This window comes from Microbacterium trichothecenolyticum (genome assembly GCF_041938625.1).
Lineage (GTDB): Bacteria > Actinomycetota > Actinomycetes > Actinomycetales > Microbacteriaceae > Microbacterium > Microbacterium trichothecenolyticum_D.
Genome location: NZ_CP169427.1, coordinates 4003505 through 4020083, shown reverse-complemented (window position 1 = coordinate 4020083; position 16579 = coordinate 4003505). Strand labels below are relative to the sequence as shown.

Annotated in this window: 13 protein-coding genes; 3 read left to right on the top strand and 10 right to left on the bottom strand. The window is 72.6% G+C overall.

The window, feature by feature from the left end; all coding sequences use genetic code 11:
* Positions 1-29: 29 nt before the first annotated feature.
* On the top strand, positions 30-2315 hold the full coding sequence (locus tag ACEYYH_RS18685) for a glycoside hydrolase family 3 C-terminal domain-containing protein (protein WP_374975797.1): 2286 nt from the start codon (positions 30-32) through the stop codon (positions 2313-2315).
* Between the two features lie 108 nt (positions 2316-2423).
* Here ACEYYH_RS18685 and ACEYYH_RS18680 read toward each other — a convergent pair whose 3' ends face one another.
* From ACEYYH_RS18680 to galT, 3 genes are all read right to left on the bottom strand, one after another.
* The gene (locus ACEYYH_RS18680; RefSeq protein WP_374975796.1) at positions 2424-3266 is read right to left on the bottom strand and encodes an alpha/beta fold hydrolase; all 843 of its coding nucleotides are present in this window, start codon (positions 3264-3266) and stop codon (positions 2424-2426) included.
* A 266-nt stretch (positions 3267-3532) separates the two neighbouring features.
* Complete coding sequence (gene galK, locus ACEYYH_RS18675) at positions 3533-4729, bottom strand: galactokinase (RefSeq protein WP_374975795.1); 1197 nt, start codon at positions 4727-4729, stop codon at positions 3533-3535.
* Entirely contained in the window at positions 4726-5925 is a 1200-nt protein-coding gene (galT, locus tag ACEYYH_RS18670; protein ID WP_374978259.1) for a galactose-1-phosphate uridylyltransferase, read from the bottom strand. The genes galK and galT overlap by 4 nt, the downstream gene beginning before the upstream one ends.
* A gap of 118 nt (positions 5926-6043) precedes the next feature.
* Here galT and ACEYYH_RS18665 point away from each other — a divergent pair, with 118 nt between their 5' ends.
* Positions 6044-7042, top strand: a complete 999-nt coding sequence (locus ACEYYH_RS18665) for a LacI family DNA-binding transcriptional regulator (protein ID WP_374975794.1) — start codon at positions 6044-6046, stop codon at positions 7040-7042.
* 344 nt (positions 7043-7386) lie between these two features.
* Here ACEYYH_RS18665 and galE read toward each other — a convergent pair whose 3' ends face one another.
* On the bottom strand, positions 7387-8364 hold the full coding sequence (gene galE / locus ACEYYH_RS18660) for a UDP-glucose 4-epimerase GalE (RefSeq protein ID WP_374975793.1): 978 nt from the start codon (positions 8362-8364) through the stop codon (positions 7387-7389).
* Positions 8365-8564: 200 nt separating this feature from the next.
* A complete protein-coding gene (locus ACEYYH_RS18655) occupies positions 8565-9257 on the bottom strand; it encodes a ThuA domain-containing protein (protein ID WP_374975792.1) in 693 nt (230 codons plus the stop codon).
* Positions 9258-9342: 85 nt separating this feature from the next.
* On the opposite strand from ACEYYH_RS18655, the gene ACEYYH_RS18650 reads away from it, so the two are divergent.
* Entirely contained in the window at positions 9343-10470 is a 1128-nt protein-coding gene (locus ACEYYH_RS18650; RefSeq protein WP_374975791.1) for a glycerate kinase, read from the top strand.
* Between the two features lie 155 nt (positions 10471-10625).
* Here ACEYYH_RS18650 and ACEYYH_RS18645 read toward each other — a convergent pair whose 3' ends face one another.
* The 5 genes from ACEYYH_RS18645 to ACEYYH_RS18625 form a co-directional block, all read right to left on the bottom strand.
* Positions 10626-12080 carry an aldehyde dehydrogenase (NADP(+)) gene (locus ACEYYH_RS18645; RefSeq protein ID WP_374975790.1) on the bottom strand — a complete coding sequence of 485 codons (1455 nt, stop codon included), beginning with the start codon at positions 12078-12080 and terminating at the stop codon, positions 10626-10628.
* A gap of 109 nt (positions 12081-12189) precedes the next feature.
* Positions 12190-13311 carry a mandelate racemase/muconate lactonizing enzyme family protein gene (locus ACEYYH_RS18640; RefSeq protein WP_374975789.1) on the bottom strand — a complete coding sequence of 374 codons (1122 nt, stop codon included), beginning with the start codon at positions 13309-13311 and terminating at the stop codon, positions 12190-12192.
* Complete coding sequence (locus ACEYYH_RS18635) at positions 13308-14207, bottom strand: 5-dehydro-4-deoxyglucarate dehydratase (RefSeq protein WP_374975788.1); 900 nt, start codon at positions 14205-14207, stop codon at positions 13308-13310. Before ACEYYH_RS18635 ends, ACEYYH_RS18640 begins: the two co-directional genes overlap by 4 nt.
* Positions 14204-15184, bottom strand: coding sequence for an NAD-dependent epimerase/dehydratase family protein (locus tag ACEYYH_RS18630; RefSeq protein WP_374975787.1), 981 nt, complete (start codon positions 15182-15184; stop codon positions 14204-14206). Before ACEYYH_RS18630 ends, ACEYYH_RS18635 begins: the two co-directional genes overlap by 4 nt.
* Positions 15181-16536: a Gfo/Idh/MocA family protein gene (locus ACEYYH_RS18625; protein WP_374975786.1), complete on the bottom strand. Its 1356-nt coding sequence runs from the start codon at positions 16534-16536 to the stop codon at positions 15181-15183. Before ACEYYH_RS18625 ends, ACEYYH_RS18630 begins: the two co-directional genes overlap by 4 nt.
* Between the last annotated feature and the right edge of the window lie 43 nt (positions 16537-16579).

Here is a 16579-nt window from a genome sequence, read left to right as displayed (position 1 = left end):
CCTCGTCACTCCAGCGCGGAAGGAACGCCATGAGCATCCCCGATCTCACGGAACTCACCCTCGAAGAGAAGGCGTCGCTCACCAGCGGCGCGAGCTTCTGGTACACCAAGCCCGTCGAGCGCCTGGGTGTGCCCGCGATCATGGTGACCGACGGCCCGCACGGCCTGCGCAAGCAGCGCGAAGGCGGCGACCACCTCGGCCTCGGCGACAGCGTGCCCGCCACGTGCTTCCCGCCCGCGGTCGGCCTCGGCTCGTCGTGGGACGTCGACCTCGTCCACCGCGTCGGCGAGGCGCTCGGCGCCGAGACCTCGATCGAGAACGTCGCGGTGCTGCTCGGCCCCGGCATCAACATCAAACGGTCGCCCCTGTGCGGCCGCAACTTCGAGTACCTCTCCGAGGATCCGATCGTCTCGGGCGTGCTGGGCGCCGCGATCGTGCAGGGCATCCAGTCCAAGGGCGTGGGCACCTCGCTCAAGCACTTCGCCGCCAACAACCAGGAGAACGACCGCATGCGGTCGTCGTCCGACGTCGACCCCCGGCCGCTCCGCGAGATCTACCTGCGCGGCTTCCAGCGCGTCGTCGAGGACGCCCAGCCCTGGACCGTCATGTGCTCGTACAACCGCATCAACGGCGTGTACGCCTCGGAGGACCCGTGGCTGCTGACCCGGGTGCTGCGCGACGAGTGGGGCTTCGAGGGTCTCGTGGTCTCGGACTGGGGCGCCGTCAACGAGCGCGTGCCGGGCCTCGCCGCGGGCATGGACCTCGAGATGCCGTCGTCCAACGGCGTCACCGACGCACAGATCGTGGCGGCCGTGCAGGACGGATCGCTCGACGAGTCGGTGGTGGATGTCGCGGCCGGCCGCGTTCTCGACCTCGTGCGCAAGGCGACCGAGGGTGCGGGCGCGGTCGCAGGCCCCCTCGACGTCGACGCTCACCATGCTCTCGCCCGCGAGGCCGCCGGCCGCGCGATCGTCCTGCTGAAGAACGACGGCGGCGTGCTCCCGCTCGAGAAGGACGCGAAGGTCGCGGTCATCGGCGAGTTCGCCGCTGCGCCTCGTTATCAGGGCGCGGGTTCGTCGATGATCAACCCCACGCGCCTCGACGCCGCGCTCGACGAGATCCGCGCGCTCGCCGCGGGCGACGTCGCGTACGCGCAGGGCTTCAGCAATGCGCTCGAGGTCTCGGCCGACGAGGCGGCGGCGCTGCGCGACGAGGCCGTGGCCGCAGCATCCGTCTCCGATGTCGCGGTGCTGTTCCTGGGCCTTCCCGCCCGTCTCGAGTCCGAGGGCTACGACCGCGACGACATCGATCTGCCCGCCGTGCAGCTCGAACTGGTGGATGCGGTGCTGGCGGTGAACCCGAACACCGTCGTGGTGCTCTCGAACGGCGGCGTGGTCGCGCTGCCGTTCGCCGACCGCGTGCCGGCGATCCTCGAGGCCTGGCTGCTGGGTCAGGCCGGGGGCGGTGCGACGGCCGACGTGCTGTTCGGCGACGTCAACCCGTCGGCGAAGCTCACCGAGACGATCCCGGTGCGCCTCGAAGACACCCCCGCGTTCCTCGACTTCCCGGGCGAGTTCTCGCACACCCGTTACGGCGAGGGCCTCTTCGTCGGCTACCGCTGGTACGACGCGCGTCACCTCGAGGTCGCGTTCCCGTTCGGCCACGGCCTGTCGTACACGTCTTTCTCGTACACGGATGCTGCGGCTCAGGTCGACGCGAACGGCGATGTCGAGGTGACCGTCGCCGTCACCAACACCGGCGAGCGCGCGGGCCGCGAGGTCGTGCAGGTCTACACATCCCTTGCCGGGTCGGGTGTGCAGCGCGCACCGCGCGAGCTCAAGGCGTTCGCGTCGGTCGCGCTCGAGCCGGGCGAGACGCGGGTCGTGACGCTGACGGTGCGCCGCAAGGACCTCGCGTACTGGGACATCCGCGCCGACCGCTGGGTCGTGGAGGGTGGCGAGTACACGGTCGACGTCGCGGCGTCGAGCCGCGACATCCGCTCGTCCGTCGCCGTGGCCGTCGACGGTGACGTGCTCACCCTCCCGCTGTCGCGCACGTCGTCGATGGGCGAGGTGCTGAGCCATCCGGTCGCCGGTCCGATCGTGCAGGCCGCGCTCGCCCAGATGATGGGCGGCCTGGATGAGAGCGCGGCGTCGATCATGCCCGAGGGCGTCGACATGTCCAAGATGATGGAGTCGTTCCCCATCGGCCGCATCGGCATGATGGGCGCCCTCGCGGGCGACGGCGCGGCAGCCGGCCCCGAGATGATCGACGGGCTCCTCGCGATGGCGAACGCCGGCGAGCCCCAGCAGTAGCCTCCCGCGTCCCGTCCCCAACCGCGAGAGTACAGCGGGTGGACGAGAGTGCGGGTGCTTCCCTACCTCTCGGCGACCAGCTGTACTCTCGCGGCTCGGGGAGACATGTCAGCTGTTGAGGAAGGCGAGCAGCGCCTCGTTGACCTCGGCGCCGTGGGTCCACAGCAGGCCGTGCGGGGCGCCCTCGATCTCGACGTAGGTCGCGTCGGGGAGGAGGTCCTTGAAGCGGCGGGCCGTGACGTCGATCGGCAGGATGTTGTCGGCGGTGCCGTGCAGGATGAGCGCGGGCACGTCGATCGCGGGGATGTCGGCGCGGAAGTCGGTGGGCCAGGTGAGCGGCGCCGCGGCGAGCGCGGTGTTGCCGGCGTAGGTCGCGATCTGGATGCTCGCGTCGAGCGCCTCCTGCGAGATGCGCGAACCCAGCGTGTCGTCGAGGTTGTAGAAGTCCTTGTAGAACCCGGCGATGAAGGCGTAGCGGTCGTCGCGCACCGACTGTGCGATGCCGTCGAAGAACTCCTGCGGGCCCGCGCCCTCGGGGTTGTCCTCGGTCTTGAGGAGGTACGGCTCGAGCGACCCGAGGAAGGCCGCCTTCGCGACCCGGCCGCTGCCGTAGCGCGACAGGTAGCGCGCGATCTCGCCGGTGCCCATGGAGAACCCCACGAGCACCGCGTCGTGGAGATCCAGGTCCTCGATGAGGGCGTGCAGGTCGCCGGCGAAGGTGTCGTAGTCGTACCCCGAGCCGACCTTGCTCGACTGCCCGAACCCGCGGCGGTCGTACGCGATCACGCGGTAGCCGGCATCCAGCAGCGCCGCCTGCTGCTTGCCCCACGACTCGCCGTTCAGCGGGAAGCCGTGAATCAGCACGACGGGCTGGGCATCCGACGGACCCTGGTCGGTGTAGTAGAGGTCGATGTCGACCGAGTTCTCGGTCCCGACGGTGATGTACGCCACGATCGCTCCTTCCGGATCGCGGACGGATGCCGCGACCCTGCGTTCGACGCTAGGCCGCAGCATCCGTCATCGCCAGTGGGTTGCCCCCGCGCGTCACGAGCGTTCACGCGGCGTTCAGGAGCCCGGGCGTCTGCGCCGCGCTCCGGCGTTTCGACTCGCAAGCTCGCTCAACGAGCGGCACTTCAGCATCGCTCGTTGAGCGAAGGGCGCTCTGGCGCCTGCAGTCGAAACCCGTCGTGCCTGCGAGCAGCCCGGGTGCGCGATCGTCAGTCGCGCGCGGCCCCCGCAGACGGGGTCACCGTGAAGATCGTCGGCGCGGCGAAGCCGGCGGCGGCGAAAGCGGCGGTCGTGGCGTTCGTCACCGCGTCGACGAGATCATGCGCGACCAGCGCGATCGCGGCGCCGCCGAAGCCGCCGCCGGTCATGCGGGCGCCGACGGCGCCGGCCGCGAGGGCGGCCTCGACCGCGGTGTCGAGCTCGGGGACCGAGATCTCGAAGTCGTCGCGCATCGACGCGTGCGACGCGACCAGGAGGTCGCCGATCGCGGTGGGTCCCTTCTCGCGGAGCGTGCGCACCGTGTCGAGCACGCGCTGGTTCTCCGTGACGACGTGGCGGACGCGGCGGAAGGTGACGTCGTCCACGAGCTCCGCGAGGCGGGGGAGGTCGTCGACGCCCACGTCGCGGAGCGCGGGCACGCCGAGCGCCGCGGCGCCCCGCTCACACGCGGCGCGGCGCTCGCCGTAGCCGCCCGTCGCGTGGGAGTGCTTCACGCCGGTGTCGATGACGACCAGCTCGAGGCCGGCATCGGCGAAGCCGAGGTCGATGACCTGCGCCTCGAGCGATCGGCAGTCCAGGAAGATGGCGGAGTCGGCGCGACCGAGGAGCGACGCCATCTGGTCCATGATGCCGGTCGGCGCGCCGACCGCCTCGTTCTCGGCGCGGCGGCCGACCTTCGCCAGGGCGACGCGGTCGAGGTCGATGCCCCAGGTGTCGGCGAGGGCGACGGCGGTCGCACCCTCGATCGCGGCCGACGAAGACAGGCCGGCGCCTACCGGCACGTCCGACGCGAACGCGAGGTCGACGCCGGTGACGGCCCGCGGATCGGTTCCGGATGCTGCGAGCAGCGCCCACGCGACACCCAACGGGTAGCGCGCCCACTCGGGGACGTCGTCGCGCTGCTCGGGGAAGAGGGTGTCGAGCTCGTCGAGCGCGACCTCGACGGTCGCGTCGTCGAACGTCGAGGCGACGCGCACGCGGAAGACGCCGTCGGCGCGCGGGGCGAGCGCGACGTGCGTGCGGTGCTGGATCGCGAACGGCAGCACGAAGCCGTCGTTGTAGTCCGTGTGCTCGCCGATGAGGTTCACGCGTCCGGGAGCCGACCAGGTGCCGGTCGCGTCGGCGCCGAACCGGGTGGCGAAGAGCGCACGGGCGATGGCGGCGGTGCGGATGTCGGTGGCGGTCACAGGGTCTCCTCGGGGATGGATGCGACGGCGTCGCTCAGCTTCGCCGCGGCCGTCTCGGGCGGGATGTCGCCGATCCAAGCGCCCATGGCGGCCTCGGATCCGGCGAGGAACTTGAGCTTGTCGGCCGCGCGGCGCGGCGACGTGAGCTGCAGGTGCAGGCGCGCGGTGTCGCGGCCGCGGTGCACCGGCGCCTGGTGCCAGGCGGCGATGTACGGCGTGGGCGAATCGTAGAGCGCGTCGACGCCCCGGAGCAGCCGCAGGTAGAGCGGGGCGAGCTCGTCGCGCTCGGCATCCGTCGTCTCGGCGAAGTCGGCGACGTGGCGGTGCGGCAGCAGGTGGATCTCGATCGGCCAGCGCGCCGCGAACGGCACGAACGCCGTCCAGTGCTCGCCCTCGAGGATCACGCGGTCGCCTGCGCGTTCGAACTCGAGGATGCGCGCGAACAGGTCGGGGCCTTCGCGATCGATCGACGCGAGCAGGCTCGTCGTGCGCGGCGTGATGTACGGGTATGCGTAGATCTGTCCGTGCGGGTGCGGGAGCGTCACACCGATCGCCTCGCCGCGGTTCTCGAACGGGAAGACCTGCTCGACTCCGGGGAGTGCCGACAGCGCCGCGGTGCGGTCGGCCCACGCCTCGATCACGGTGCGGGCGCGGGTGGCCGAGAGCGACCCGAACGAACCGGAGTGCTCGGGGCTGAAGCACACGACCTCGCAGCGGCCGACGCTCGTGCGGGTGCGGCCGAGGCCGGGGGCGACGAGGTCGTCGAGATTGCGCGGCGGATCGGTGCCGACGAGGGCTTCGCCGAGAGGGCCCGCGGGAGCATCGCCGTGGGCGACGGCGAGCGCGGGTCCGAACGACGGCGACTTGTTCTCGAACACGGCCACGTCGTACAGCGACGGGATCTCGGACGGGTTCGTCGGCGTCTGCGGCGCGAGCGGGTCGAGGTGGGCCGGCGGCAGGAACGCGCGGTTCTGGCGCGCCGCGGCGATCGACACCCAGTCCCCGGTCAGGACGTCGCGGCGCATCGTCGCCGTGTCGGGCCGCGGTGCGAGATCGCGGGCGTCGATCGCGCGGTCGGGGCCGAGCGTCGTCTCGGGGTCGTCGTAGTAGACCAGCTCACGCCCGTCGGCAAGGCGGGTGGGGCGCTTCACCACGCCCGCGCCGAGGGTCTCAGCGGGAAGGTCGCGGGCGGACACGACGGTGTCGTCCTGAGAGATGTTCACGTCAACACGCTAGCAACTCGGCTATGTTATCGTCAACATGGATGCTGCATCCCGGCGTGATGGCGGCGGCATCCGTAGATCGAGGTGAGGCATGACAGCCAGGCGTGTGTCGATGGCGGACGTCGCGGAGCGCGCAGGCGTCTCGGGACAGACCGTGTCGCGGGTGGTCAACGCGAGCCCCCGCGTCGACCCCGAGACCCGGGCCCGCGTCGAGGCGGCGATGAGTGCGCTGGGCTACCGTCCGCATCGCGCCGCGCGGGCCCTCCGCACCGGCCGCACGCAGACCATCGGGCTCGTGGTGTCGACCCTCGCCTCGGTGGGCAACTCCCGCATGCTGCAGGCGGTGGCGGATGCCGCGGCCACCCGCGGCTATGCGCTCACGGTCGTGACGCTCGGCGCCGACGGCGACGTCGCAGCCGCCTTCGAGCGGCTGGCCGAGCAGGGCGTGGACGGGGCGATCGTGCTGAACGAGGCCACCGCGCGCGTCCGCGGGGCGGATGTGGGCGCCTCCGGGCTGCGGCTCGTGGTGGTCGACTCGCCCCGCGACAACCGGTTCGGGGTGGTCGAGACGGAACACGCCGCGGGCGCGAGGTCGGCGGTCGAGCATCTGCTCGCACTCGGCCACGCCACCGTGCACCATCTGGCGGGGCCCGACGGCTCGTTCGCCGCGGCCGAGCGCGAGCGGGGCTGGCGCGAGGCGCTGGCGGCGGCCGGCGCGGCTGTGCCGCCCATGGTGCGCGGAGATTGGACGTCCGCGTCGGGCTTCGCCGCAGCATCCGCTCTTCTCGAAACGGGTGCGACCGCCGTCTTCGCCGCCAACGACCAGATGGCGCTGGGGGTGCTCCGCGCCGTGGCCGAGTCGGGCCGCGAGGTGCCGGGCGAGGTGAGTGTCGTCGGCGGCTTCGATGACGTGGCGGACGCCGCGGACTACCGTCCCCCGCTCACCACCGTGCGCCAGGACTTCGACGCTCTCGGCGCGCGTGCGGTCGCCGCGCTCGTCGACGGGATCGAGGCCGGCACGCCCGCCGCGTTCGAGACCGTGCCCACGCGCCTCGTCGTGCGCGAGAGCACCGCCCCCGCCCCGTCTTGACCCCGGAGTGGGTGTCGGCGCTCGTCCCCGGTTTTGGCGAGTCGCCAGACGCTGTGGGTTTCGCCTGGGTTCTTGGCGAGTCGCCAAGAGCTGCACGGGGGACGAGGGCTCTTGGCGAGTCGCCAAGAGCTGCGCCGGGGACGAGGGTTCTTGGCGAGTCGCCAAGAATTGCGCCGGGGACGAGGGCTCTTGGCGAGTCGCCAAGAATTGCGCCGGGGACGAGGGCTCTTGGCGAGTCGCCAAGAAACTGCGCCGGGGACGAGGGTTCTTGGCGAGTCGCCAAGAATTGCGCCGGGGACGAGGGATCCTGGCGAGTCGCCAGAATCACCCGCCCCGTGGATGCCTCAGCTCGCGGCCCGGCGGGCCTCCCAGCCGGTGCGGACCATCTCGTCGACGGTGTAGCGGTTCTTCCAGTCGAGGTCGCGCGCGGCCAGCTCGCCCGTCGCGACGATGCGGTCGGGGTCGCCCGGGCGGCGAGGTGCGATCTCGGGCGTGAAGTCGATGCCCGTCACGCGGGCCATGGCGTCCATGATCTCGCGGACGCTCAGCCCGTTCTGCGAACCCAGGTTGTAGGCGGGCTCGATCGGGCGGTTCGCCAGCAGGCGCTGCGCGGCCGCCACGTGAGCCGCCGCGATGTCGGCCACGTGCACGTAGTCGCGCACGTTGGTGCCGTCGGGGGTGTCGTAGTCGTCGCCGTTGATGCGCGGCGTCTTGCCCGCGAGCAGCGCCTCGAAGACCAGCGGGAAGAGGTTGTGCGGGCTCGTGTCGTAGACCGACGGGTCGCCCGAGCCCACGACGTTGAAGTAGCGCAGCGCGGTGTAGCGGAGGGCGTGCTCCGACGCGGCCGTCGCGATCGCCTGGTCGCGGATGATCCACTCGCCGATGAGCTTCGACTCGCCGTAGGGCGAGGCGGGACGCTTGGGCAGGTCCTCGGTGACGAGCGGCACGTCGGGGGTGCCGTAGACGGCGGCCGACGACGAGAACACCAGGTTCGCGACACCCGCGGCCTGCATCGCGGCAAGGAGCACGCGCGTGCCCTCGACGTTCTGCGCGTAGGTGTGCAGCGGTCGCTGCACCGAGACCCCGGCGTACTTGAAGCCCGCGAGGTGGATGACGCCGACGACCCCATGCTCGCGGAGGGTGCGCTCGACGAGTTCGCCGTCGAGGATCGAGCCCTGCACGAACGGAACGCCCTCGGGGACGAATGACGCGTGCCCGCTCGAGAGGTCGTCGATGACGACGGAGTTCAGGCCCGCGTCTGCGAGCGCACGGACGATGTGGGCGCCGATGTAGCCGGCACCTCCGGTCACGAGCCAGGACATGTCACTCCGGATTCTGCTGGGGGCGGATACGCCGAGCGGCGCCGTCTCCATTCTGCCCGGTCGGACGGATGCCGCGTTCCCGGCCGAGTCGTGCTCTCGGCGTGCACCGCGTCGGAGGTTCCGGCAGACACGCCGGGTGGCGGCATCCGTCCCCCGGCGTGTTGCACGAGAACTCCGATTCTCTGCGCCGGCGCAAAGCCTCAGACGCGCGCCGCCCAGCGCGCGGCGCGCTGCAGCAGTCCCACGTGTTCCGGGGAGTCGTAGGAACGCTCGTCGTGGCCGAGGGAGCACACGACGGCGCGGGTCGGGTCCTCCCGGATCCACACCGCGGGGTGCTCGGCGCCGTCGACGTCGTGCACCGCGAGCACGCGCGCGCCCGCGTCGACCACGAGGTCGCTGTAGCGCTCGTCGAACACGTCGAGGTGCAGCATCCGCTCGCTCACGGGGTGATCGCCGTCGACGACCCTCACCCGTGCGCCTCCGACCGGGGGATGCCACGAGGTTCCGGGCTGCCATTCGCCGCCGATGGCCGCGCGCCAGGCCGGGTGGTCGCGCAGGCTCGAGAGTGCGGCGTGCACCGCGACGAGTCCGATGCCCCGGGCGATCGCGGCGTGCAGGCCGGCGTCGGCGGCGGGGTCAGCGCGATGGCCGAGCTCGGTGGCCCCCTCGCGCCACGGGTCGCCGGCGTTCACGAGGAGCAGCGAGAACCCATCGAGGTGCGCGAGCGCGTGGTCGACGTCGTCGTCGACCACGACCTCCCAGCCGTCGGCGCGCAGCGCGTCGGCGATGCGGGCCGAGGTGGCGAGGAACGGATGCCACGGGTCGGCGTACCTGCCGGTGCCGGTGGCGATGACCGCGCGGGGTGGGGCGGGCTCGGCTTCCGGTCGATCCATGGATACCATGATCTGCAGGATAACGCTTTCCGCGAGGATCGAGCCGGAAACGACGACACCGCGCGTGCCCGAGGAGAATGACGCCATGGCCCACACCGTCGTGATCGCCCCCGATTCGTTCAAGGGAACGATCGGCGCCGCGGCCGCCGCCGAGGCCTTCGCCGCCGGATGGCGCCGCGAGCGCCCTGACAGCGAGCTCCGGCTGATGCCGATGGCCGACGGCGGCGAGGGCACCGTCGACGCCTTCGCGGCCGCGGTGCCGGGTGCCCGGCGCATGCCGGTGACCGTGACCGGTCCCGAGGACGAGCCCGTCGAGGCGTCGTGGGTGCTGCTGCCGCCGACCGCGGAGGCGCCGGGTGGCACCGCTGTCGTCGAGCTCGCCAACACGAGCGGCATCGAGCTGCTCGGCACCCCGCCGCGCCTGCGCGCGTTCGACGCCCACACCCGCGGCTTCGGCGAGGCGATCGCCGACGCCCTCGCGCGCGGGGTGTCGCGCCTCGTGCTCGGGATCGGATCGAGTTCGTCGACCGACGGCGGCACCGGCATGCTCACGGCACTCGGAGCGAGATTCACGGATGCTGCGGGTCAGCCTGTTGCGGCCGGCGCGCGTGGGCTCGGCTCGGTGGCGGCGGCCGACCTGTCGGGGCTCGCGCCGCTCCCATCCGGTGGAGTGACGGTGCTGAGCGACGTGACGAACCCGCTCCTCGGCGCGCGCGGGGCGGCCGCGGTGTTCGGCCCGCAGAAGGGTGCCCTGCCGGAGGACATCGGGGTGCTCGACGTCGGCCTCGCGCGACTGGCGGCGCTGGTCGCCGGCGACCCCGAGACTCCGGGTGCGGGCGCAGCGGGCGGCACCGGGTTCGGGTTGCTGGCGTGGGGTGCGCGGCTCGTGCCCGGCTCAGCGGCGGTCGCGGAGCTCGTGGGTCTCGACGCGGCGGTGGCCGCAGCATCCGTCGTCGTGACCGGAGAGGGGTCGTACGACGGCCAGTCCGCGGCGGGCAAGGTGCCCGCGCACGTCGGTGCGGTCGCTGCCGCCGCGGGCGTGCCGGTGGTGCTGGTCGCCGGCCGCGTCGCCGCGGACGCCGACACCTCGGGATTCGCCGGGACGGTCTCGCTCACCGAGCTCGCGGGTTCGGGTGAGCTAGCCATGGCCGAGACGGCCCGGTGGCTCGAGGAGTCCGGGGCGCTCCTCGCCCACGAGCTCCAGGCCGGCTGAACTCGGGGCACAGCTCGCTCTCCGGCTCAGGCGTTTCGACTGCGGGCGCCAGAGCGCCCTTCGCTCAACGACCGGTACCCACCCACCGGTCGTTGAGCGAGCCTGCGAGTCGAAACGCGCCGAACCGACGGGCAACCTCGACCCTCCGAACCGGGTCAGCGGCCGGTGCGGAGCACGCCGTTGCGGCGGTGCGGCAGGCGCGCGAGCGCGGAGTCGCGCAGCACCTCGGGCAGCAGTGCCTCCGGGGCGTCCTGGAACACGACCGGCCGGAGGAACCGGCGGATCGCGGTCGCACCGACCGAGGTGTGCAGCGAGGTCGTCGCGGGCCACGGGCCGCCGTGGTGCTGCGACCAGGTCACGGCGACCCCGGTGGGCCATCCGGCGAAGAGCACGCGCCCGGCCTTGCGGGTGAGCACCTCGAGCACCGCCGCGACATCGTCGCCCGCCTCGGAGTGCAGCGTCGCGGTGAGCGACCCCGGCACGGCCTCGAGCGCGGCGCGCAGCTCCTCGTCCGAGGAGTAGCGCACGAGCAGCGTCACGGGCCCGAAGCACTCCTCCAACAGCGTCGAAGGGCGCGCGGCGACGGCCGCGGCATCCGTCGACAGCACGACCGGCTGCGCCGACCCCGGCTCGGCGGGAAGACCGTGCGCCACCACCGACACCGACGGGTCGGCCTCGAGGTGTTCGATACCCGATGGGAACGCCGCGGTGATGCGGTCGGTGAGCAGCGGGCCGCCGGCGGCCCCCGCCGCGAAGCCGGCCACGAGGTCCTCGAACCCTGCGCCCTCGGGTACGAACACGACGCCGGGCTTGGTGCAGAACTGGCCGACGCCGAGCGTGAACGAGCCGACGAGACCCTGGGCGAGCGCCTGGCCGCGCGCCGCGACGGCGGCCGGCGTGATGACGACCGGGTTCACCGACCCGAGCTCGCCGTAGAACGGGATCGGGTCGGGGCGACCCGACGCCAGATCGAAGAGTGCACGCCCGCCGCCGAGCGAGCCGGTGAAGCCCGCGGCCTGGATGGACGGATGCTGCACCAGGGCGCCACCCGCCTCGCGACCTTCGACGAGGGCGAGCGAGCCTTCGGGCGCACCGGCCTCGACGAGTGCTGCGGCGACGATAGCGGCGGTGCGCTCCGATAGGCGCGGGTGGCCCGAGTGCGCCTTCACGATGACCGGGTTGCCGGCCGCGAGGGCCGAGGCGGTGTCGCCGCCGGCGACCGAGAACGCGAAGGGGAAGTTCGACGCCGAGAAGACCGCGACCGGTCCCACGCCGGTGAGCATGCGGCGCAGCTCGGGGCGGGGCGGCGTCGCCGACGGATCGGGGTCGTCGACGGTGAGCTCGAGGTACGAGCCCTCCTCGACGACGCTCGCGAAGAGGCGCAGCTGCCCCGCGGTGCGCCCGACCTCGCCGCGCAGACGCGTCTCGCCGAGGCGGGTCTCCTCGTCGGCGATGGCGACGAGCTCGTCGATGTTCGCATCGAGCGCGTCGGCGGCGGCGCGGAGCCACGACGCGCGGGTCGCGGCATCCGTCGCCCTCCAGATCGGCGCCGCAGCGGCGGCTGCCTGCGCGAGGGACTCGAGTTCGGTCGTGGTCGTGGTCGTGGTCATGCGTGATCCTTCGAGCCGGAGCGAATTCCGCTCACCTGTCACAACCTGCTGGTCGGCGCAGCATTCCGTGACAGGTGAGCAGGGAGGGCGGGGTCATGAGGTGTGGATGTCAGGAGAAGCGGATGCCGAGGCCGACGTGGGGGACCTCGGTGAGGGCGCCGTCGGCGATGCGCACGGGCGACGGATCGCGCAGCGCACCGAGCGGGCCGAAGCCCGCGTCCTCGACGTCTTCGACCAGCGGCTCCGGCACACCCGGCACGGCGCGGAGGCACAGCGCGAGCTGGCCCGACAGCTCGGGCAGCAGGTGCGGGTGGACCGCTGCGCCGTAGGCGCCCGCGATGCCGGTGATGCCGAGGAACGGGGTGATCCCGCCGACGCGCACGATGTTGGGCTGCACGATCTGCGCCGCGCCCGTGCGCAGGAAGTCGTCGAACCGGTACACGTTGTGCAGGTTCTCGCCGACCGCGATCGGGATGCCGCTCGACGCGCTCAGGCGCTTCGACAGCTCGTAGTGGCCGTACAAGTCGTCGGCGCGCAGCGGCTCCTCGATCCAGGCCGGCGAGACTTCGGCGAGCACCTCGAGCGACCGCGTCGCACGGTCGAGGTCCCACCGCTGGTTCGCGTCGATCATGAGCTGCCGGTGGGGGCCCAGCACCTCGCGCACGGCCTTCATGCGGTCGAGGTCCTCGGCGACGTCGGGCTTTCCGACCTTCACCTTGACGACGTCGAAGCCGGCGTCGACCCAGCGCCGCACCTGTGCGACGAGTTCGTCGAGCGAGTAGTGCAGGTTCACGCCCGACCCGTACGTTCGCACGCTCTCGCGCTGTGTGCCCAGCCACTGCGCGACTGATCTCTCGTCGGCGCGCGCCGCGGCATCCCAGAGCGCGAGGTCGAGCCCGGCCATCGCGATCGTCGTGATCCCGCCGCCGCCGGCCTCGTGCAGGTGCTGCCAGAGCGCCAGCCACGTCTCACCCGGCTCGGCCGAGCGGCCGACGGCCCACGCCGCGATGTCGTGTGCGAGCAGAGCGTGCACGGCCTCGGCCCCGATCTGGGGCGTCCACGAGAAGCCCCAGCCCTCGGCGCCGTCCGAGCGCACGACGTGCGTCGCGACGACGCCGACCGACGTCACGTCGGCCGCCCACGGCCGCGCCAGCGGCACGCGCAGCAGCCGTGCGTCGAACGACGCGATCGTGGTGCGGGGCGACTCCGCCGAGGCCGAAGCGGTGGTCACAGCAGCGCTCGCCCCGCCTCGAGGATCTCGGCCAGACGCGCCTCCTGCGCGGGTGTCGGGTCGACCAGCGGCGCGCGCACCGACCCGACGGGCAGGCCGCCCAGGCGCAGGCCGGTCTTGATGAGCGAGACGCCGAACCCGGGGGTCTTGTCGCGCAGCGTGACGAGCGGCGAGTAGAAGCCGTCGAGCAGCTCGGCGCGCCGTGCCTCGTCGCGGTCGACGTACGCGCGGTAGTACGCGTTCGCGACCTCGGGGATCATCGCGAACGCGGCCGACGAGTACAGCGGGATGCCGATGCCGCGGTACGCGCCCTGCGTCAGCTCGGCGGTGAGCAGCCCGTTGAAGAACGCGAAGTCGTCGCGGCCCTCCGCCGCGACGGCGCGCACGATCTGCTGCGCCAGGCCGACGTCGCCGACGCCGTCCTTGAAGCCCACGACCTTGGGGTTGGCGGCGAGGCGGCGCACCGAGTCGACCGAGTACTGCGCGGTGCCGCGGTGGTAGATGACGACGGGGAGATCGGATGCTGCCGCCACCGCCTCGACATAGGCGACGAGTCCGGCCTGCGGACCGCCGACCAGGTACGGCGGCAGCACGAGCAGGGCGTCGGCGCCGGCGTCGGCCGCACCACGCGCGAGGGTCGTCGCGTGCCCGAGCGGACCGCCGGTGCCGGCCACGACCGGCACACGGCCCGCGACGGTCTCGGTCGCGACCTGCACGACGCGGGTGGCCTCGTCGGCGGACAGGGCGTGGAACTCGCCCGTCCCGCACGCCGGGAACACGCCGCCGGGGGCGTGGGCGAGGGTGGTGTCGAGGTGCTGCCGCAGCAGGTCCTCGTCGACGCGTCCGTCGGCGTCGAAGGGGGTGACGGGGAAGAAGAGGATGCCGTCGAAGTTCACGCCAGCACGTCCTTTCGGCCGGGGTCGAGGGTGGGGGCGGAGTCGTGGTCGCTCCTGCTCGCGGGGCGAGCGTCGTCCGCGGGCTCGCCGAGCTCGCCGCGCCAGGTGTGGGCGGGGCGCCAGCCCAGCACGCGCCGGGCCTTCGCGTTCGAGAAAGCCGGCGCCGTGCCGGCCAGCCCCGCCGCGAGCTCGTCGGTGCCGGGCACGAACTGCGGCAGCAGCTCGGCGAGCGGAACGCGGGCGAGGGCGTCGTCGGCGCCTACGAAGAACACCTCGGCGTTGGGGATCTCGGGCAGCGCCACGAGCAGGGTGTCGATGAACGTCGCGACGTCGCGGGCGTCGACGTAGTTGAAGAGGGCGGGTGCCGACAGCGCGGGGTCGGCGAGCCGCTCGCGTACCGTGTGGCCCTGCTGCGTCGGTGCGCCCTGCCACTCCTCGGGGGCGATGACGTAGCACGGGCGGAAGGCCGCGAAACGGGTGGCGTCGCCGGTCTGGCGGGCGAGCATCGCGATCGTCTGCTCGGCGAGGTGCTTCGACAGCGCGTACGCGTTCCACGGCTTCGGCGTCGTCTCCTCGTCGAGCGGGAAGCGATCGGGGAGCCAGCCGATCGGCGCGTGGTAGCCGAGCACGGTGGGGCTCGACGCCGTGACGATCTTCGGGATGCCTGCGGCCACGCCGGCCGACATCACGTTGAGCGCCATCGTCGCGTTCGTGCGCAGGATGACGTCCTCGGGCGCACTGAACGGCACCGCGATCGCGGCGAGGTGGATCAGGGCGTCGGCGCGGGTGCCGGCGATCGCGCGGGTCGCAGCATCCGTGTCGGTCAGGTCCACGGCGATCTGCTCGATGTCGTGCAGCTCGCGGGCGTCCGAGACGGCGCGGTCGAGCGACACCAGCTCATGCCCCGTGACGGTGAGTCCCGCGACGAGGCTGCGACCCAGGCGCCCTGCGCCGCCGGTGACGGCGATACGGGTCATGCCCGGACGGCCTCGGCGCTCGCCGCGTCGCTCGCGAGGAAGCGGATGCCGAGGTCGGCGACCTGCACCGGCAGCCTGGTCTCGAGGGAGCGGTTGCCGGCGATGCCGACGGCGATGGAGCGGACGCCGTCGCGCCAGTCGGCGGGGCGGGCGAGCGGGTCGTCGCCGGGGCCCTCGAAGACATCGGCGAGCAGGAGCGCGTCGCCGCCGCCGTGGCCGTCGCTGTTGCCCACGAGCGGCACTTCGTAGGCGGCCTCCCAGTGGCGCTGCACGATGAGGCGCTCGCCCTCGGGGCGAAGCGACCCGGTAGTGCCGGCGTCGCTGGCGGACGGGTCGAGCACGGGATGCAGGCCCTCGTCCGCGAGCACCGCGCCGCGTTCGACGACCTCGAGCTCGGCGCGGCCGAGGGTGCCGTTGACCGCGACCCGGTAGCCCTCCCACGGCGAGTGGGCGTTGAGCGAGTAGCTCAGGGTCGCACCCGAGGCGTAGTCGACGACCAGTGCGAGGTTGTCTTCGATGGTGATGCCCTCGCCGAACACATCGCGATCGCGCAGGTAGCCGTCGTGCTGCTCGGCGTCGAGGTAGAGGGCCTTGAGTCGCTCGTCGTCGCGGAGGTCGAGCTCGAAGGCATCGCCACCGTCGTGGGTGCCGCGGGCCGGGCGGGCGCCGAGGCCGCGAGCGGCGGCGTTGTGGGCGCCGTAGAACCGCAGCGCGCCGGAGGCGTAGACGCGGCGTGGGACGGAGCGGATCCACCAGTTCACGAGGTCGAAGTGGTGGCTGGCCTTGTGCACCAGCAGCCCGCCCGAGTGCTTCTTCTCGCGGTGCCAGCGGCGGAAGTAGTCCGCGCCGTGCTTGGTGTCGAGCACCCACGAGAAGTCGACGGAGGTGACCTGCCCGATCGTGCCGTCCTGGATGACCTGGCGGAGGGCCGAGTTGCGCGGCGAGTAGCGGTAGTTGAACGTGATGACGACCTCGCGGCCGGTGCGGTCGATCGCATCCTCGATGGCCGCAGCCGAGGGCCCGTCGATCGTGAGCGGCTTCTCGACGACGACGTCGGCGCCGGCATCCAGCGCCCGCACGATGAGCGGCGCGTGCAGGTCGTCGCGGGCGCAGATCACCACCCGATCCACCCGCTGCTCGCGGACCATCGTCTCGAGGTCGCCGGGGCCGTAGAGGGCCGGCGCGGGGAAGCCCGCCTCGACCACGCGGTCGACGTAGTACTGCGCGCGCACCGGATTCGGCTCGCAGAGCGCGACCAGGGCGGCGTCGTCGGAGTAGCGCCCGGTGATCGCGTCGACGTACATCTGGGCGCGGTGTCCTGCGCCGACGAGGGCATACCGTCGGTGGCTCATCTCACTCCTTCAGGAAACGTTTTCTCACGATACCACGAGAGAG